The organism is Chryseobacterium carnipullorum (assembly GCF_003815695.1).
Lineage (GTDB): Bacteria > Bacteroidota > Bacteroidia > Flavobacteriales > Weeksellaceae > Chryseobacterium > Chryseobacterium carnipullorum.
This window is the reverse complement of record NZ_CP033920.1, coordinates 3286093-3307813: the sequence shown is the minus strand read 5'-3', so window position 1 is coordinate 3307813 and position 21721 is coordinate 3286093. Positions and strand designations below refer to the sequence as shown.

The window sequence follows — 21721 nt, the reverse complement described above, 5'->3', positions numbered from 1 at the left end:
AAGTTTACATTATATGTAAACTTTATCACAAATTAATTCTTTTTCAGGCAGCTTGCTCAACTTCAGCTAAGGTATATTACCAGCTCTTCAAAGTCTCCTGACTTGAAGCAAGTGTAAAGGAAATGATCTTATTTACTACTTCAAAGTCGGGAGAATTTCCACACTGGAGCAAAATATTTTGTCTTATTTTTACAAAAAAACTAATGGACAAATTAAGTTTTCTGGAAGTTATTGCTGCGATGGCTGTTTTTGTATCGTTGCTGCTTGCCGTATTTTTGTTAACGGTAAAAACAGAAAGAAAACTGGAAAACAGATTATTTGCAGCGTTCCTTATCATTAATGCCATTGATATCAGCGGAATTTTTATGCATCTTTTTGTGGATAGTTATAATCTGAAAGCTTTCAAAATATCTGCTTACTTATTGGTCATGCCTCTTTTCTATCTCTACGTGAATGCCGTTTGTTATTCTGATTTCACCCTAAAAAGAAAGCATTTGCTGCATCTTATTCCTTTCATTGTTGCCAACTTAATGTTGGTTCCAAAGCTTTATCTGGCTGAAGGTACCGCAAAAGAAGACTTCTTTACAACGATGTGGAGCTCCCCTGAAATGTTGGTGTATCAGCTCATCGGGGAACTGCAGTTTTTCTTTTATATCGTTGCCGTATTCATGATCCTCAAAAGATACAAGAAGATTTATCTTGAAAACTACACGAATCCCAACACTTTGCTGTACCAATGGCTGTTTCAGCTTACCCTCATTTTCTTGTTCATCCATGTCTGTATTATTTTTAAAAATATCATACGGTATACCGCATACAACGATCTGTTTATCTGGCTGCACATTCTGGCAGGCACTTCCTTTTTATTGGCGGCCTGCTGGTTTATCTTAAAGGCATTACATTATCCTGAGCTTTTTCGCAGAATTGATTCCACCTTACAACCGACAAAAGATTTTGCAGAAACGCTGGAAACTGAAAATACAACCGACGAAACCAAAAGCTTTCAGATCGAACAGCTTAAAAAATTTATGGTTGAAAAAGAACCATTCTTAGAGCCTTCATTAACGATTCAGGAATTGGCAGATCAGGTGAATATCCCTGTTCGTGAGTTGTCTGTATTAATTAACCATCACCTCAATCAGCACTTTTTTGATTTCGTGAATGAATACCGCGTTAAAAAAGCAATGACCCTTCTGAAAGATCCGACAAAAAAAGAATATACGGTGCTGGAAATTTTATATGAAGTGGGTTTCAATTCAAAATCTTCTTTTCATACCTCATTTAAAAAATACACGAACACAACGCCAACCGCATTCAGAAACAGTTGATAATTAAACTATTGTAAATACTCAGACTTTGGATTGCAGATAATCGGACTCATTTTATTGATTAAAATGAGTCCGACTTTTTTATACGGACTTTTTCCAGGATTCTCCACAGCATATTTGCATCAGATTATCAATATCAAATTAAAATTCTGACCATGAAATATGTAACCCTTATTTTACTTTTTGCCTTACTTGGATGTAAAAGTGTTCAGCCCATCCATAACCAAAATGTTGAAGATGCCATTACAAAAAATGCGCTTCAGTTATTGGAGGACAAAAGATTTCATTCGGTTTCCATTGCCGTGCTTAAAGATGGAACATCCACCATCAAACATTTTGGAGAATTAACGATTGGAAAAGGAAACAAACCCAACGATTCTACCCTTTATGAGCTGGCTTCTGTAACGAAAACCTTTACCGGGTATATCGCCGCTAAAGCCGTACTTGATCAAAAAATACATTTAGAGGATGATATCAGAATCTATCTTGACGAACCTTATCCCAATTTAGCATTTAAAGGTGAACCTATAACAATCAAACACCTGATCACCCATACCAGTGGATTTCCAAACTTCCCTATAAAAAGTGAAAATAAAAAGGCATTTTTGGAAGGATTAAAACTCATCAACATTGAGACGAAACCCGGAGAAGTTTATTCCTATTCAAACACGGCTCCGGAGCTGACCGCGTACATCCTTGAAAAAGTGTATCAAAAACCATTTGAGGAACTGGTCATTGAATTTGTCTTGAAACCCAATAGTATGAATCAAACCAAGTTTACCCTCAATGAAAATGACAGAACAAGACTGGTCAAAGGCTATAACGATAAAAATGAATTAATGCCTAATTTCAACAGAACGTTATGGGGTGGCATTTCAGGATTGCACTCTACGACTACGGATCTGGTGAAGTATATGAAACTGCAACTAGACAAGTCGAATCCTATTGTCAATGAATCTCATACAAAATTATACAAAGAAGGTTCTGATTTTTGGGAAGGGTATCACTGGTACATCATAGAAAATGACCATCAATTAATATACAGACATCACGGAGGGATCTACGGAATGCAGAACTGGTTTGTGATTTATCCTAAACACAATATAGGGATATCCATATTGACCAACACCAGCTTTCATGAAACAGGAGAAATTTTAGAAAAAGTAGTGGATCAATTGTATGATGACATCAATGGAAACTAAAATTAAACAGCTCATAACAGCAGTTTGTAAAGTTTCATCATCTTCTTTTCCCTTTCACATAAAGGATCTGTAATCCTCTCTTGATCTGTTAATAATTTGACTTAAACGAACGAAATCATCAGTAAAAGAGTTTGAAGATCAATGTCGTAATAGAATCTAAATAAAAGAATCCGTCTCACAAATTGGTTGTGAGACGGATTCTTTTTTATCTGTTGATCCATCCAATTCGGATGATCTGTGAATTTTTGTAATTAAATTAACTTGTAATTTTTGCGGTTTTTTTTAAAAATTTAAACTTAAAGTAAGATACCGCGGAAAGTATGAACATAAAAGCCAAACCAAGATAAACCCATAGCGGAACCGGAACCGGATCTCCTGCTGCATAAGAATGTAAACCACTTAGGTAATAGTTGACCCCAAAATAAGTCATTACAATACTAGAAATAGCCAACATGGAAGCTACATGAAATGCCCATCGGCTTCTTAATCCCGGAACCAAACGCATATGCAGTACAAAGGCATAAACCATTACCGAAATAAAAGCCCAGGTTTCCTTTGGATCCCAGCTCCAATATCTTCCCCAAGATTCGTTAGCCCAAATACCCCCCATAAACATTCCTATAGTCAGAGCGTAAAGCCCTATCGTTAATGCCATTTCCGAAACGATGGTAAGTTCTTTTAAGGTATGATCGTTGTGCAGTTTGAAAGATTTTTTCCCTGCAACAATGTAAAATAGCAAACAAATAATGGCAATGACAAAAGATAATCCCAAGATCCCATAACTGGAAGCGATGATCGCAACGTGAATAATCAACCAATATGATTTCAGAACCGGAACCAGCGGTGTAATTTGCGGATCTAGTGCAGAACCTCCGTGAGCAAATCCCATCATCATCACTGCCACCGTAAATCCTGCTGCAGGAATCAGTGCATTAGAATTTCTGTAAAGTGCCAGACCTGCTGTAATTCCTACCCAGGATATAAAGATGATCGCTTCATAACCATTACTCCAAGGTGCATGGCCGGAGATATACCATCTTCCGATTAATCCTAAAAACTGGAAAAAATATCCAACGCAGCCAATAACGATCAGTACCTTGATGATTTTATTTAATATTTTATTTGGTTTGAAAAGCTCGATGAAGCCAAACAATAGAATTAAACCACCTACTAAGGTATAGAAAATCAAAAGTTTAAAATTGATATTTACTTTATTCATAAATACCTCCAGTTCCACTTTTGTTTTCGATGGAACTACATTTTTCCCCCATTTTTGCTGATAGTCTGACAGCTTTTGAAGTTCTGCATCTGCTTTAGCCCAATTTCCATCTTTCTGCGCTTCCAAAACTGCTGAGAAATACGGTCCCATAACGGCCTGACTTTCCGGATCCGGTTCAAAATTCTGACCCAGCCAAGAGTGCCAAGTAGAATTCGGATCGTTTTTAACAGGGACAATCCTCATAAACTGACCGCTAAAGAATTCGTTAAAGGCCTGAACACGATCGTTCAGATCGATTACTGCCAAATCATATTTTGACTGTTCTGCAGGTTTTTTACGGAAAGCTATATTGTAATCTTCTTCCAAAACGTAATGTAGCTGTCCATTTTCATCTACAGGGAACATATTCATTAAAGAAGTGTAGTCATCTTCGTTCGCTTTTACTTTTTTCTTCAGTATATCGCCACCATTAATAATTTTGATCATCGGAACCATTGTCCAGCTAGGCGTATCGGTGTTTATAGATAGAAACCACTGGTCTGCCGTTAAATATTTTCCGTCCGAACCTTTGAAGGTATCGCTTTTATAAAGTTTTCTTAAAACGTCAAGCGCTTGCGTACTCATAGGAACAATTCTTCCTTCATAATTCTGAACCAACAAATAAGAAAACTTCTCGGCATGCTCCTTAGAAATTTTGGTTTTTGCAATGGCTTCATCAGCAGAAATCGTTCGTATTTTATTGAAGGATTTTGCCACCGAATTCTGTTCAGAACCTGAATTTGCACTTTGCATTGCTTTTTCGTGCTCTGCCGTGGTGTGTACCGTTCCATCAGCATGACGATGTTGGTTTTGATCTCCTGCTGTTGTACTGATTGGTGTTTTCGACGATCCGTCGGAAGTGCCATGAGTTTCAATTTTTTGAGCATTCAATCCCAAAGAAAGAAGTAATGCTACGATGACAACCATTTTCTTTTGGCTCATTTTCTTCAGTTGCTGGTTAAGTTTCCAGAAATGAGTTCCTTTCCAGAAGAAGATCACAAACATTCCTGAGAACAGAAATGCGTATCCGATATAAGTAATAAGCGTTCCCCAGAAATCGTGGTTTACAGAAAGTACGGTCCCCATTCTGTCCGGATCAAAACTGGACTGGAAGAAACGGTAGCCTTTATGGTTAAGAACGTGGTTCATGTAAATTTTATATGGAGTTTCTTTTCCTTCTTCAATGATTTTTACGTGGCTTTCATAAGCACTTGGAGAGTTACTTCCCGGATAGGTTTCCATAACGAAATCATGAAGTTTCAAAGCGAAAGGCGTATTATAGACTTTAGGCCCGAAACCCACCATTATATTCAGTCCGTCCATGGTTACCTGCTTGAATGCGTTTGGATTTCCTTTTTCTACGGAAAGATCAACCAATTGCTTCGTTTTAGGTCCCTGAAGCTCGATTCTAAGCATGTCAGGTACCATAGCATCTTTCTTTCTGTCTCCCTCATACGCCATCAGTCTTCCTTTTTTAAGGCCTTCAGGAACAACCAGTTTCAATTCATTAATCGTATATAAGCTTCTCAGTACCAAAGGCTGGAATTCATCTTTCTTGGTACTTCCTGTAGCCTGGGTTGCCATGGTCATAAAGGCTGCATCAACAGGTGTTTTGATCAATATTTTCCCGTCTTCTTTTTTAAATTCTACAGCACCGTCAATCGCTCTGTTGAATGTTACCAAAGTTCCGTTAATAGATTTTGTTTCTCCCGGTTTGATGTAGATATTCTGTCTTCCTGTACTTCCTGTGGAAACCAGATGAAGATATTCAGTCCCATTGGGCTCAGCAATTAAGCTGTCTTTTTTTCTCTGGATGTAGTCTTTTGTAAACACCTTTACTTCCTTTCCGTGGAAATCATAGGTTGCTTTAAAGTCTTTATGCAGTGGAGACATCAGATAAGGAACATCCTGATAATTGAGAACGTCTCCTTTCTCTTCGACCTGGATCTTAAAGAAATTCTTGTCGGTCACAATTTCATTGGAAGTTTCGCCTTCCCTGATGTGCATTGTTCCTTCAAAGCTGATATATCTTGTAATAGCCCCTCCTACAAAAATAAGGATAAAAGAAAGGTGAAATACCAGAACAGGCCATTTTTCTCTTTTCCAAAGACGATACCTTGCGATATTTCCTACGAAGTTGAGAATAAGCAGAACCATGACTAATTCAAACCATTTTGCTTCATAAATTAAAGCTTTGGCGGTAGGGGTTCCGTAATCGTTTTCTAAAAAAGTGGCATAGGCCATGGAAAATGCGTAGACCAAAAGCAAAACCGCCATTGTCCTTGTAGAAATTAATATATTCTGGAGTTTTTTCATAATCAAATAGGAGTTTGATAAATTACTTATATATATTTGATTTTAAAGAGTTATAGAGGGAAGTTTTACCATGGAATCAAACGACTGCAAATATAAATATAATTTTCCAAAGCCGCTAGTGAAGTGATTACTTATTCTTCACGAAAATTTATCTTTTTCATCGTATGGGTTTTGAAGGTGCAAAAGTCTTTTATTCTTCAACAATCTTTCATGAAACAACCCTGGAAAGATGTGTGAACGTCATTTTACTCCTATTTAAACCCATCAGGTAAAAAACTTTCACGGCTTAGTTTTTGATTAGATTTTCGCGGATCTTTACAATACATTTTTGAATGAAGAGCCAGTCTTTAGATGTGCTATTCTTATACTCTATCCCCAGAGTTCTATTGCAGGAGTTTTCAGCGTATCTATTTGTCCCGGTTTCTGTTCATGATATTCACAATCTGCCCTGTCAATCAGTAATATCCAACTGTGCATGATTGAAGACAAAGATGATCGTTACAAAATTCTCTGATTTGATTTGTTTAGGTCGTTATCAAACTAAAAATTCTAAAAAGGACATCCCGGAAAAACGACAAAAGAAAAATTTTCAGAATAATTTTTCAGCTTACACAATTTGAGAGATACTTTGCATCATTTTTTGTGCAATAATCTTTGATTTTTCATGGATGAAAAAATGATTTCCTTCCAGGATTTCAAAAGTGCAATCAGCATCTGTTTCATTCCCCCAATCTTTCATCTCTTTTATTGAAGTCTTTTCTGCTTGTTCTCCTATTTCTTCGTTTCCCATTATTATATTCATGGGAATTGAAAAAGGTTTATCCATTTTAAAATAATTATAATTCTCAATCGCTCTAAAATCGTTCTTTAAAATGGGATAGAAGATTTCCAATAAGTCTTTTTGGTCAAAAAAATCATTGGGCATACCTCCCATTTTTTTTATCTCGTCCCAAAATAACTCTTGAGGAAGAGCTGATTTCTTATTCTTAAAACGATTATGCTCCGGCGCCCCTCTTCCAAGAAAAAATGTACATAATGGTAATTTCAAATTATTTTCGCGAAGCTTTTTCATAAGTTCATAACCAAGAAGACATCCCATACTATGACCCAAAAGCAGATATTCCTCTTTAATGATATGTTGACGTATCTTCACAAATAGATCGTCGACCATGTCAGGGAGATTGTCCAGTAAGGGTTCTGTAAACCGATCCCCTCTTCCTGGCAGCTCTAATGTAATCCATTCAAAACCAGGAGACATCTCTTTTTCTATTTTATTAAAACTGTATTTATTACCACCAGCAAAAGGAATGGCGATAATTTTCGGCTTAGCCGTCGTAGTACTGTTCATATATTTTCCCTGGAATGTATTCATAAATAGGCGATGGTTTTAGTCTTAGAAAGCAGGTGCAAATATAAGAATTTTAAGCATGTTTATTTTCGTAGGGCCCATTAATAGACCAATTTTAGTTTGCTTATAATGATGGACTCCCATAGTAACAAAGGGTATAGTTTATAGATATTCTTTCAACTCTGTAGCGGTTAATAACTAAACGTTATTAATTATTCTTATGCCGATTTCAGCTTATCATGTTTTATGTAATATCCCAACTCAATGGAAAACTTTTACTATTTGGTATTTGTATTGATTTTCATTACAAATGAAAATCAATATTGGTCTATTCAAAAGGTACAGATGGTCAATCTGTGCCTTTTGAATAGACCAATATAGTGCTCGTAAAGAAGTTGCTGCTCTTTATCAATCTAAATTCTTCCGGTCATCAACATTTTCGCTTTCTGATACAAGTGAATTCTATCTATTGCCGGCTGAAATCCTTAGTTTAAAGGCAGACTGTATTCTTTTGCCATCCCGACAAGTACTTTTCTTTTTCCTTCAAACGGTTCTCTACCGTGAGTGTATAACATATTGTCCAGCAATAACAAATCGTTTTCCTGCCAATCAAAACTTATCTTAGTTTTATCATAGACTTCTCTTATTACGTCTAATACTTTAGGATCGATCGGGCTTCCATCACCAAAGTAGGTATTTCTAGGTAAATTATCTTCCCCTAATATTGCGATTAAGTCTTCCCTCAATTCACTATCTAAATTGCTTACATGAAACAGATGTGCCTGATTAAACCATAATTTATCATTGGTATCAGGGTGAACAAGAGTAGCCTGATTTATTTGTTTTGTTCTGAGTCCATTGGGAGTCCATTCCGCTAAAATGTTATTGGCTTTACAATAAGCTTCTACTTCATTTTTATCATGAGTCTGAAATACTTCTTCCCAAGGCAGGTCAATATTAGAGTAGTTTCTAACATACATAATTTTTTTTCTTTCAAATTCCTCTCTGATTTCTGCCGGGATTTCGTTGTAGGCAATTCTACTGTCAGAAATAGGAGTATTCCCCATCTTATCTGCCTTTACTTTACATAAAAACCCTATTTTAGATGGCCATTTATTGGAGTAAGAATTCTCATTATGCTGTGGAATCCATTCGGTTTGATGGTATTCGGTAGCTGTGAAAATTTTATTTCCCAATTCTGTACGTGGGGTGGATCTGAATGTATAATCAATAAGCTCCGCTCCCAGCAATAAGGAAAGAATTCCCCCAAAATCATTTTCATTCACCTCATTAAAACCTCTGATAAGAAGAATTCCGGTCTTTTCTAAAATGGTTTTTACTTCTTCCTGATTTTCCTTTGCCCAATCCAATGGTGATACTTCCTTGTTTTCAACATGATACACCATATCAATCCCATTAAAGGATTCTAATTTCTCTGCGTCCATTTTTCGTTTATTTTCAGTTATTAATTTTATATTACTACTTTTTAAGGGGTTCCACTATGAGTTTTTAAGAGTTTTTAAATGTACACCTTGTTACAAAATAGGTCTTTTGGGTGGATTTAAATTTCACAATAACAGATTCCTGAAAGAATGCTCATCAGTAGGTGATTCTTCCCGATAATTTTGATTTATTGTAAAAATCTCCGGCATTGGCTATTTTTAATTAGACTAATTATTTGCCAATATGCTGTCAATACTCATTGTGTATTGTAACAGAAGTTGTTTAGCTCAACACAAACTGACGTATCCTGCTGACTATCAAACAAATACAGTTACAAACAACCGAAAAGCAATTTACAAATTTATTTTGAAAAAATTAATTAAAACACTAAAAACTGTGTTATTTTCAATCTGAATCTGTATAAGCAATTAACAAACAATTTATTACATAAATCATCTCAGCCAATTTAAGTCAACGCTATAGAGAAATAAGGTTTGGATGATGTAACTTTTTAAAAAGGTTTTTATGCCTGAAATGATCTGGAGCAACCGATAGCAGAAACCACCATTCCATACAATCTTTTCACCAGTTCGTGAAATAGTATATTTTCTCCAAATGAAACCCAAATAAAGAAAAAATATTCCGAATATTTCTGAGTCTCCAAACGGTATAAGTTTTACAAAAATATTTTTTTTTCTTATCTTTGAAGATTAAACGAAAAAGTATGCTTTCCTTGAAAAACAGGCATATTTATACACTTCAATAATTCTATGTACCATGAATAATTTAGATGAAATATTAAAAAAATTTGGTGAGTCCAATACCGACATCTGCTCTATTGTTACTTTTGGATCATTTTTCCATTTAGACCGTAAAAAATCTTCAGATTCTTTATCAGATTTAGATGTTTTTGTATTCACAGATGACGTTAAAAAATACAATAACCAAAATAAGACTGAATGGCTATCCAGTTTTCCAAATTCAGTCTTGTCAGTTTATCTTCAACAAGGTGAGGCTACGGTACGCCCACGCGTTTTGTTTGACAATCTTTTTTGCATGGATTTAACAATAATTGATAAAAAATTATTGGTGTTAGCAAAAAGATACATTCAATTGAAAAAATTCAAGGCTTTTCGTTTTTTATTTAAAGCACTGCGAGTAGACAACTATATTGCCTCGTTTTCATACAACTTGTCTTCAGGATACAAAATTGCTTACAGTCGTGATGAATTTTATCCGGTAATCAATCAGCTTGTTAAAGAGTATCAGTTTGAGACTATCGAATTTAATGAAGAAAATTTTAAGGTTAATTACAATGGATTTTGGCAAATGTGTTATAAGGTTTACATTGGAATTAAAAGAGATGATATGCTTTATGGTGTTCTGGCCAATGACAATGTTTTAAAAAAAATAATCATAGAACTTCTGGTTTGGAAGGAACAGCTAAATCCTCACAGAGAGTCTGCAATTTTTAAAGGAAAGCATATTAAAAAATGGGGAAATGATTACTACAAAGAGATCATGAATGATTTAATGTTTAATCATAAAAAAGAAGAAGCCTACGCAACGCTGTTAAAAAATATTTCATTTTACAAATCTGCTTGTAAAGGGGTAAGCGATTGGCATTTACCTGATCTTGAAAAAAGCATCATTTCTTTACTAGAAAGCGAAATCAAGACATTATCTATTCAAAATGAGCGTAATGATGCTCCCGTGCTCACAACAATATAATTTACCTTTTATTAAATAAATTTTTACTGGTCCTGCTGAGAAACAACCCACCAGTACCAACAATAATTTTTAAAGAACAAAAAAGGGCGATTTTTTTAAATCGTCCTTTTTTATATTCTTTGGTAAGCAAAACAGATAAAAAAACTACTTTTTATTTGAAAAATGAATATCCCATTCAATAAAATACATGCTGTTCTTAATGGTTAAACCGAACATTAATCTCTAAACTTTTTGTAGGACCAGCACCGCATTTTCCAGCCTTTTAAGACAAAGAAAAAGTTTTATGAAACGTGTTTCATAAAACTTCCTCATCTGAATTTATTCATAATGATTACAAAATCATTTTTCAGTTTTATGCCCCTTTTTGAGAGGGGCTTAAAATCTGTTTTCTTCTTTTCTGTTCTCACTGCAATCCTGACTGAATATCAATTCATTAAATTATTTTTAGTCAAAACCTTAGTATACAAACTTTTATTGTTTAATGTTTAAACAGGCTCTATCACGTCACTGAGACAGAGCTTGTCATATTATCCTTTTAATAATTCTGTAATCTGTTTTATATTATTCTTATTTGTTAAAATGTTATGGTGATTTGCAGGAATTGGATATACCGTTACTTGTTGGTGAGTATATTGATTCCAGTTATAATTAAATCCGATATTATCCACAATTACTGGTTCTCCGTTGATTTCTTCAGTCTTATGAATCGCTTTAAATAGTGAAATATCTGTATTTAATTTCTCTTTATTTATACATTGGTATGAGCGACTAAACTGATAATTGTTAAATCTTACTTTCAATCTTCCTTTAAATTCCTTTTCATTCTTTGGTCGTAATTTTTCACATATATGATTAATTTGCTCATCTACACTACCTTCAATAAATAAATCATTTGAATTGAAACTTTCACTATCAAAATCAAAGTCAAAACCAATCCCATCACCATCTTTAAAAAATTCAACTAAGGTCTCCAGCAAGTTTTTAAAAGCCTTGTCTTCTTCTTCGATGTTACCATTTATTTCAGATTCAGGTTTTCCGTCAAAAAAGATTAACTCATCAACTTCAAATCCTTTTTCTTTCAGTTGTAATGCCATTTGATAAGCTATTATTGCTCCAAAGGAATAACCTCCGAGTCGGTAAGGCCCATGCGGATCTACTTTTTGCATTTCATCAACAAACCGTGTTACCATTTCCTCAAGCGACTCTGCCAGCTTTGATTCTCCGTCTAAACCAGGACTATGAAACCCGTATACAGGTTGATTGCTTCCCAGAGATTCAGTTAGTCCCCCATAGACATGACATGTTCCTGATCCGTCTGGTGCTAAAAACAGCGCTTTTTTATTTCCGGATTTCTGTAGGGGAATCAGAATATCATTATCAAATAAGCTTTTTGCATTCATGTTAGCTGCTAGCTGGGAAATGGTTGGAAATTCAAAAAGTAAGGCGATCCTCATATCTGTATCAAATATTGTATTTATATGAGTAACTATTTTAAATGCCAATAAACTATGCCCTCCTAACTCGAAGAAGTTATCATGGATGCCGACCTTTTCAATTTTTAACAGTTCCTGCCAAATCTCAACCAATCTCTTTTCTGTTTCTGTTCTTGGCGCAACATAGTCTTTCGCAGATAATGCAGATGAGTCTATATCCGGCAATGCTTTTCTATCCAGCTTGCCATTGGAGGTCAACGGCATCTCGTCCAGTTTTACCCATAATCGGGGAATCATATACTCTGGCAGGATTTCCCCTAATTGTAATTGCAGCACTTCCTTATCCAGTTCTGTCTCCATGACTACATAAGCAACCAATCGGCTGTTCCCTTCATTGTCCTGCTTTGCCAAAACACAGGACTGTGTTACTCCCTGTAATCGGGACAATGTGTTCTCGATCTCACCAAGCTCGATACGGTAACCTCTTATTTTTACCTGATCGTCCTTCCTGCCTAAAAACTCAATATTCCCGTCAGGGAGCCATTTGGCTAAATCACCCGTCTTATACAAACGATCACCTTCTTTGAAAGGATTGGCAATGAATCTTTCATGGGTCAGCTCCTCATTGTTCCAATAGCCTCTTGCTACTCCTGAACCTCCTATGTACAATTCTCCGGCAACTCCTACAGGTAAAATATGATCGTTTTTATCCAATACATACAGATGGATGTTATTGATACCATTACCAATAGTTACTCTTTGTGAACTTCTTAGTTTCTGAGCAGTAACCCAAATAGTGGCTTCAGTAGGCCCGTATAAATTCCATACTGTTGTACTTATATCGGTAAGGTTATTTTTTAAGGATTCATTGATGGCTTCTCCCCCTGTTAAAATGCATACATCTTCCTTGTTTTCCCAACCATTATCTATCAACATTTGCCATGTAGATGGTGTCGCTTGCATAAAATCAGGCTGATAAGCTTCTATCGCTCCTTGAAGTTTATTCCCATCTCTAATGCTTAGTTTATCCAGTATTACCACTTTTGCTCCCAGTAATAATGGAGTGAACAATTCAAGATAGAAAATATCAAATGTATAGGTTGTCACCGAAAGAAAAACCTGTAAGTCTTTCATTTCTAAACGATCAACCATTCCCGAAAGGAAATTTGACAGATTAAAATGAGTGACAGCAACTCCTTTAGGTTTTCCAGTACTTCCAGAGGTGTATATAATATAGGCCAGGTTGGATGGAGAAGCCACCCTTTCTATTTTAGCCTTGGATACTTTATCAAAACGATCCCATTCACTATTCAACAGAATAACATCCAGGTTGTCTTTATATTGATCTGAATCGCTATCGCTAAGCAATATCTTAACCCCTGAATCTTCCAACATATACTCCTTACGGGATTGTGGATAATCAGGATCTATAGGAACATAAGCTCCGCCTGACTTCAGAATTCCCAGGATACCGATAATCATGTCCAGGCTGCGGTTCATGCAGATACCTACCAGATTTTCTGCAGAAACTCCTTTATTGATAAGGTCATGAGCCAGCTGATTGGAACGCTCGTCCAATTCCCTGTATGTAAGACCCTCACCTTCATAAACCACTGCTATAGCGTCAGGAGTTTTTACCGCCTGCGCTTCAAAAAGGTCAACAACGGTCTTGTCTTTCGGGTAGTCTACAGCGGTATCGTTGAACACCTCTAGTAACTGGTGTCTTTCTTGTCCGGTGAGCATCGATAAATTGCCTACCTGAGTGGCTGGAGATGCAACAATGGATTGTAAGATTTCCTGATAATGGAAGAACATTCTTTGGATTGTTTCTTCTTTAAACAGATCCGTACAGTAGTTCATATTCACAGAAAAACCAGCCTCACTCTCCTCTATGGTTATTGTTATGTCAAATTTTGCAGTGACCTGCCCTTGTGATTCATAATTGCTCAAAGTAAGCCCATCCATCTCTATCTGCACTGCATCCGGTGTGTTCTGTAAAACAAACATCACCTGGAACAGAGGAGTTATACTCATATCCCGTGTCCTTGTAACACGTTCTACGACCTTCTCAAAAGGAACCTGCTGATGGTCGTAGCCATCCAAAGTCGTTTTCCTGACCTCTTTCAGTAACTCCAGGAAAGATGCATCCCCTTTAATCTGGGTACGGAGAGCCAAAGTATTGACAAAGAAACCGATCATCCCTTCCAGTTCCTTTCGGGTACGGTTGGCTACTGAAGTGCCTACACAAATATCCTCCTGTCCACTGTATTTATTCAATACGACCTTGAAAGCAGCTAACAAAGTCATGAAAGAAGTAACACCTTCCTCCCGGCTCAAAGAGTTAATTCCTGTACTCAAGCTCCTGTCCAGCGCAAAAGAAAGAGTCGCTCCCGAGACACTCTGCAATGCAGGACGTCTGTAATCGGTGGGCAACTGTAATGTACCTACACCCTCTAATTGGTCCTGCCAATAAGATAACTGATCTTCGATGATAGCGCCTTCCAGATTCTTTCGCTGCCACAGTGCATAATCAATGTACTGCAAAGGCAATGTTGGTAAGGCTAATTGACTGCCAGAAACATAAGAGCGGTACAGTTCCACAAACTCACCGATCAATATTCCCTGGGACCAGCCATCACTGGCGATATGATGGAACACCCCTGCAAGGACGTACTCATTATTCCCCAAATCATACAGGCAAGAACGGAACATATAATCTGAATCGAGATCAAAAGGAGCTGATAAAAACGCTTTTAATTCTTCCGTTAATGCGGAAGCGCCATGAGCGATCTTTTTAAAAGAAAGTTCCCATTCATCCGGTGAAAGGACCTCCTGATAACCCACTCCTTCTTCTGAATAGATAATTGTGCGAAGTACTTCATGACGGGTAACGATTTCTTTAAGGCTCAGGAAAAGAGCGTTCTTGTCCAAATCACCCGAAAGTCTCAGCGCAAAGGGTATATGGTATTCCACACTCCCCTGCAATCGGTCTAAAAACCATAAACGTTCCTGACTAAAGGATAAGGGTATCCTGGCTGGTCTTTCCTCAACTTTGATAATCTCAGGCAGCAAAATTCCTTTTTCCTGTTGTAGCAGGTAAGCTCCCAAGGTCCCTATAGTAGTATAGGCAAAGACGTCGCGGATCGTCACTTCTACATCCATCTCCTTTCGTATCATGGATACCAAACGAGTGGCCAATAAACTATGGCCACCTAGTTCGAAGAAGTTATCATGGATCCCCACCTTTTCAATTTTTAACAGCTCGTGCCATATCGCTGCCAATTGTTCTTCTATTTCTGTTCTTGGGGCAACGTAGGCTTTGGTGGACAAAGCAGAGGAGTCTATATCCGGTAATGCCTTCCTGTCCAGCTTACCATTGGAGGTCAACGGCATCTCGTCCAGTTCTACCCATAATCGGGGAACCATATACTCTGGCAGTCTTTCCTCTAACTGGGATTGCAGCAATTCCTTGTCCAGGCCGTTCTCTCTGGCCACATAAGCCACCAATCGACTGTTCCCATCACTGTCTTGCTTTGCTAAAACACAGGATTGGGTTACTCCCGGTAATCCTGACAATATGTTTTCGATCTCGCCCAGCTCAATACGGTATCCCCTTATCTTTACCTGGTTGTCTTTCCTTCCTAAAAACTCAATATTTCCATCAGGCAGCCAACGGGCAAGATCACCTGTTTTGTACATACGCTCTCCATCTTTGAACGGATTGGAAATGAACCTATCATTGGTTAACTCTTCGTTGTTCAAATAGCCTCTTGCCACTCCGGAACCAGAAATAAACAATTCTCCTGTAGCTCCCACAGGTAATAATCTCCCTTCTTCGCTCAAGATATACATCTGTGTGTTGGCTACTGGTCTACCAATATCCGATGGCATAGTATCTTCGTCCAGCTCGTGTTCACTTGATGTTATCGTTGTTTCTGTAGGACCAAATTCATTGATAATTCTTATGCCTTTATTTCCCCATTTCTTATATATTTCTCTGTCAAATACATCTCCTCCACTGATTATTCTTTTCAAATAATTTCCTTCTACATACGGTAGCTCTCTTAAAAACGACGGCACTGCGTGTAAATGCGTAATCTTTTTTTCTACAAGTAATTGAACAACTTCTTCTACATTGAGCAATTTAACTTTGGGTACAATATGTAAAGTAGCGCCATTGAGCAATGGAACAAAAATTTGTTCTACTGACGGATCGAAAGAAAAACTAAAAAATAACAAAAACTGGTCTTCAGCAGTAACCTGGTAAAAATCTTTTTGACAATAAAGAAAGTTGGATATATTTTTATTCTCTACCATAACACCTTTTGGCCTTCCTGTACTTCCGGAGGTATAGATAACATAGGCCAGGTTATTTGGTGAAGCTATTCTTTCCGGCTTTTCTACCGCATACTTCCCCGTTATATTATCCCATTCATTATCCAAAGATATAATATGCAGATGATCAGTATTTGTGAATAGGTTTGCACAATTATGAGCACTAAGTAAAACTCTAACTTTTGAATCCTCTATCATGTAATTGATGCGGGATTGTGGATAATCGGGGTCTATAGGCACGTAAGCTGCTCCTGATTTCAAGATTCCCAGGATACTGATGATCACCTCCAGACTGCGCTCCATAGAGATTCCTACCAGATCTTCTACAGATACTCCTTTATCCATCAGGTAATGAGCCAACTGATTCGAACGCTCGTCTAATTCTCTGTAGGTCAGACTCTCGCCCTCATAAACTACGGCTACAGATTCCGGGGTGTTTTTCGCCTGCTCTTCAAACAGGTCAACCAGCGTTCTGTCTTGCGGATAGTCTACAGCGGTATTATTGAATACTTCTAATAATTGATGAGTTTCCTGTTTCGTTAGAATTGACAATTCCTCAACTGTTATTTGCGATGGCTTATCCATATGATTAAGCAATTCATTCAATGCTTCTTCCATGTAGAATACCATAGCAGAAGGATCAATTCCTACAGAAGATATATCGAATGTTAAACCAAAACCATTGCCGTAGTCTTCTACTGCTAAATTAATTGGATAATTTGTTCTTTCTGTAGCTAATAAAGATTTTATCCCTGTATCAAAAGGAGTATCCAAACTATAGGCTGATTTATCTTTTGTCTGATGGCGATAATTAAACAAGGCGCTGAACATCGGGATATCATTGGGAATCCCGCTCCAATTATGAACGTTTGATAAAGGAGTATGTTCATGATCCAAGAGCGATTGTAAACGGCTATTTGTTTGGGCAATGTATGAAGGGATATCTCCTTTGAGATCCAATAACACAGGCAGGGTATTCAGAAACAAGCCCATAGAAGATTCCGAACTTTTGGATCCTTGCAACCTTCCCATAAGTACCGAACCGAAAAGAGCATAAGCTGCACCACTGCATCTTCCCACAACAAGGCCAAAGGCCGCATGGAACACTACAGCCGGGCTCATCTGCAGGTCTTTTGATATTTTTCTAATACCATCACATAATTCAGAGGACAATATCGTTCTTGATGAAACAACATTGGTACTGCCATCCATCTTAATGCTTGATAAATTAAAAGGATAAGTGGGTGATTCAATCTTTCCGAATAGTTCACCAAAGTACTTTTTGCTTTCCTCCAATTTCTCCTTGTTCAAGGTATGCCCTATAAAATCTCGGTATAAAGCGGGAGTCGGGAGTAAATCTGCACGTCCTGACAGATAAAGCTCAATCTCCTCTATCATTTTAACTCTGCCTATACGGTCGGTCATCAAATGGTGATAATAGATCACCGCGTAATATGAATCATTAGCTACATCATCGGCTATTTTTGTTTGTAATATTGGTGCTTTTGATAGATCTATCCATAAATTTTTATGTTCAACTGCCTGTTCTACCTGTGGTAAAATTTCTTGAGTGGTATCTATAGTCAACTCCTCTACATTCAATTTCACCTCCCGCAATACGACCTGCACCGTTTTAGAAAGTTCATCGCTTAAAACACAGGTACGCAACACATCATGACGATTAATAACAAACCTCAAGGCATCGAAAAATCCTGAACGATTGTCTGATGATGGGAAAGATAATAAAATAGGTAATACATAAGGATCACCATTATTTCTATCACTCATCAGATGGTGAAAATAAATACCTTCCTGTAAAGGTGACAGTGGATAAATATCCTGAATATTGGCAGCGCCTCCCGGAACATGGTCCATGATGGTATCCAGTTCATTCTGGCTCAAATCCACCAGGGTTACCATCGAAGGAGTGATATACTCACAATCTTTTACAATACCATTCTCAGGAACCTTATATCCTTCTTCAGTAGAAGTTAATTTCGTACTCAACTGAGCGATTGTAGGATCTGTGTAAAAATCTCCAATATTCACCGTGTAGCCTAGCTTTCTTATCCTTGCTATCAAACGGATCGATAATAAGCTTTGCCCTCCCAGTTCGAAGAAGTTGTCATAGATACCTACCTTTTCAACTCCCAACAATTCCTGCCAGATCTCAGCTAATTTTTCTTCGATTGCTGTTCGTGGAGAAACATAGGCTTTCGCGGACAAGGCAGAAGAGTCTATATCCGATAATGCTTTTCTATCGATCTTGCCATTGACAGTAAGTGGCATTTCGTCTAGTCGTACCCACAACCTCGGAACCATATATTCAGGTAAACTTTCCTGTAATTGTGATTGCAATGCCTCTTTGTCAAGATCTCCATCCAGTACCACATAGCCAATCAGTCTTTTGTCGTCATGTTCGTCCTCTTTGGCCAAAACACAGGATTGGATGACTCCCGGTACTCCTGACAATACATTCTCGATCTCGCCCAACTCAATACGGTATCCGTTGATCTTGACCTGGTCATCCTTTCTGCCTAAAAACTCAATATTCCCATCAGGCAGCCATTTGGCTAAATCACCCGTCTTATACAAACGATCACCTTCTTTGAAAGGATTGGGAACGAATCTCTCAGCGGTTAATTCTTTCCGGTTCAAGTACCCTCTTGTCACTTGAGCACCGCCTATACATAATTCACCAACCGCACCTACGGTCACTAAATTTCCATGGGTATTGACTATATAAATCTGAGTGTTTGAGATGGGATGACCTATGGTGATATTTTCAATTGATTCGTAGTTGGTCACGTCAGAAACAACACATCCTATCGTAGCTTCAGTAGGACCATATTCATTGAATACTCTTGCTGACGGATGCAGGACTCCTAAATTTTTTAAATCTGAATGTGTTAACTGTTCGCCCCCTATAATGTAAGACTGTATCTTTGAGTTATCTAATTCCTTGAAAAAGGACAAATGAGCTGGAGTTAATTTGATGGAATTAATCAACTCGTTTGAAACTACATCTGCAAAAACATCACTCACATTATTATCCTTGTAAATATATAATGCCCCTCCTGTAAGCAAAGTTAAGTAGATACTTGTCTGTGTTAAATCAAAGGATAGAGAACTAAATAGAGGAAAGCTGTAACGATCATTACCGGTTCTGTAACGATCAATAGAATATAATACGTAATTGAGCAGATTCTTGTGCTCCACCATAACACCTTTAGGCTGTCCTGTACTACCGGAAGTATAAATGATATAAGTTAAATCATCTGGCGACGGGCTGTACTCAGCATTAGCGGTACCATTTGCCAAATGATCGAATTGAGTGTCAATAGCAAATACAGGCACTTCGTAATCCGATACATCAGATAAATTTTCGGATTCGATGATTAAGAGTTTAACCCGGGCATCTTCTACAATAAATTTTTTCCTAGCGGATGGATATGCCTTATCAATAGGTAAATAACATGCTCCTGATTTTAGAATTCCCAATATTGAAATAATTGACCAGGTGCTGCGATCTAATAAAATACCAATAATATCTTCCGATACGACTTCACATTCTGTCCTGAGATAATAGGCTAGCTGATTCGATTTTTCATCCAATTCTTTGTAAGTCAAGCTCTCTCTATCACAAACTACGGCTATGGCCTCGGGGGTTTTTGCCACCTGTGCTTGAAAAAGATCTACTACGGTCTTGTTTTTCGGGTAGTCTGCAGCGGTATCGTTGAACACCTTCAAAAGACGGTGTTTTTCCTCTCCGGTGAGCATCGATAGATTACCAGTCTGTGAAGATGGGGAGCTAACAATCGATTGTAATAGCTCTTGATAATCAGCGAACATCCTTTGGATCGTTTCTGCCTTGAATAAATCTGTACAGTAGTTTATACCCACATTAAATCCTTGAGCAGTTTCACTTACCGTTAGCGTCAAATCGAATTGTGAGGTATGCAGTTGTCGTTCTCCGTAACCAGATAACTTCAGTCCTTCTATTTTTTTAATTTCTGTATTTTCAGAATCTAACACATTCTGCAACAAAAACATCACCTGAAACAGAGGGTTTACACGGGTATCACGTGTTTTAACGACACGATTTACAATCTTCTCAAAGGGAACGTGCTGGTGAACGTAGGCATCCAAGGTCGTTTGCTTAACCGCTTGTAAAAGCTCGCGGAAAGATGAATCCTCTTTTACCTGGGTACGGAGAGGCAAGGTATTCACGAAGAAACCAATCATATTTTCCAGCTCCTTCTGGTTACGGTTGGCTACTGAAGTACCCACACAAATATCCTCCTGGCCGCTATATCTGCTCAACAGGACTTTAAAGGCAGTCAACAGGGTGATGAAAACGGTAACGCCCTCCTCCCGGCTCAAAGAGTTGACCTCCGCACTCAGGGCACTGTCCAGTGCAAAAGAAAGGGTCGCTCCAGAGACACTCCTCACGGCCGGACGTGCATAATCCTTCGTTAGTTCCAAGACACTTACCTCTTGTAGTTGCTGTTCCCAGTAGGATAATTGCTTGTCGATAACAGCACCTTCTATATGTTCTCTCTGCCACAGCGCGTAATCTGCATACTGTAGGGATAATGGCTGTAAATTGAATTCTTTACCAGAGACATAGGAGCGATAAAGCTGAATGAACTCACCAATTAATATATTTTGGGACCAACCATCACTGGCAATATGATGAAACACTCCTGCCAGGACGTATTCATTCCCTCCAAGATCATACAGGCACGAACGGAACATGTAATCTGAACCCAGATCAAAAGGCATTGACAGAAAAGATTTTAATTCTTCCGTCAATACAAAAGAATCGGTAGTTACATCTTTGAAAGAAAGCTCCCAATCATCCGGTGGAAGGACTTTCTGATAGCCCACCCCTTCTTCTGAATAGATAATTGTGCGAAGTACCTCATGACGGCTAACAATTTCTTTAAGGCTCAGGAAAAGAGCCTTTTTATCCAAATCACCCGAAAGTTTCAGCGCAAAGGGTATATGGTATTCCACACTCCCATACAATCCGTCTAAGAACCATAAACGCTCCTGACCAAAGGATAATGGAATATGCTCATATAAATTTCGATCGTAAACTTTTATTTCTTCGTATGAGGTAATAAATGAAGAACGATTTCTTTTTTTATAAATATTTAAGTAGTCGACTATGCTTGCTTTATTGTTTTTTAAAACTCCTAAGAAATCGGCATCTATATTTTTCTTTTCAGATTTTATAACTAAGCTTCCTTCTTTTAGTTTTACAGATATTCCTAATGTCTTTGCTTTTTCTAATATTTCAAAAACTTCCATATTTTTATTGT

The 21721-nt window shown here is 37.6% G+C and carries 7 protein-coding genes; 3 read left to right on the top strand and 4 right to left on the bottom strand.

Annotation, left to right across the window (positions count from 1 at the left end; all coding sequences use genetic code 11):
• Nucleotides 1-203 precede the first annotated feature (203 nt).
• The gene (locus EG346_RS14890; protein ID WP_123879632.1) at nt 204-1328 is read left to right on the top strand and encodes a helix-turn-helix domain-containing protein; all 1125 of its coding nucleotides are present in this window, start codon (nt 204-206) and stop codon (nt 1326-1328) included.
• A gap of 155 nt (nt 1329-1483) precedes the next feature.
• Nucleotides 1484-2530 carry a serine hydrolase domain-containing protein gene (locus EG346_RS14885; RefSeq protein ID WP_123879630.1) on the top strand — a complete coding sequence of 349 codons (1047 nt, stop codon included), beginning with the start codon at nt 1484-1486 and terminating at the stop codon, nt 2528-2530.
• Nucleotides 2531-2786: 256 nt separating this feature from the next.
• Here EG346_RS14885 and ccsA read toward each other — a convergent pair whose 3' ends face one another.
• The 3 genes from ccsA to EG346_RS14870 all read right to left on the bottom strand — a co-directional run bounded on the left by ccsA (nt 2787) and on the right by EG346_RS14870 (nt 8897).
• Complete coding sequence (gene ccsA, locus EG346_RS14880; RefSeq protein ID WP_123879628.1) at nt 2787-6104, bottom strand: cytochrome c biogenesis protein CcsA; 3318 nt, start codon at nt 6102-6104, stop codon at nt 2787-2789.
• Between the two features lie 607 nt (nt 6105-6711).
• Nucleotides 6712-7476, bottom strand: a complete 765-nt coding sequence (locus EG346_RS14875; protein WP_123879626.1) for a thioesterase II family protein — start codon at nt 7474-7476, stop codon at nt 6712-6714.
• A 461-nt stretch (nt 7477-7937) separates the two neighbouring features.
• Entirely contained in the window at nt 7938-8897 is a 960-nt protein-coding gene (locus tag EG346_RS14870; RefSeq protein ID WP_123879624.1) for a TauD/TfdA family dioxygenase, read from the bottom strand.
• Nucleotides 8898-9672: 775 nt separating this feature from the next.
• Between EG346_RS14870 and EG346_RS14865 the strand changes: the two genes are divergently transcribed.
• A complete protein-coding gene (locus EG346_RS14865) occupies nt 9673-10626 on the top strand; it encodes an aminoglycoside 6-adenylyltransferase (RefSeq protein WP_073335670.1) in 954 nt (317 codons plus the stop codon).
• A 527-nt stretch (nt 10627-11153) separates the two neighbouring features.
• Here EG346_RS14865 and EG346_RS14860 read toward each other — a convergent pair.
• Nucleotides 11154-21710, bottom strand: coding sequence for a non-ribosomal peptide synthetase (locus tag EG346_RS14860; RefSeq protein ID WP_123879622.1), 10557 nt, complete (start codon nt 21708-21710; stop codon nt 11154-11156).
• Nucleotides 21711-21721 lie beyond the last annotated feature (11 nt).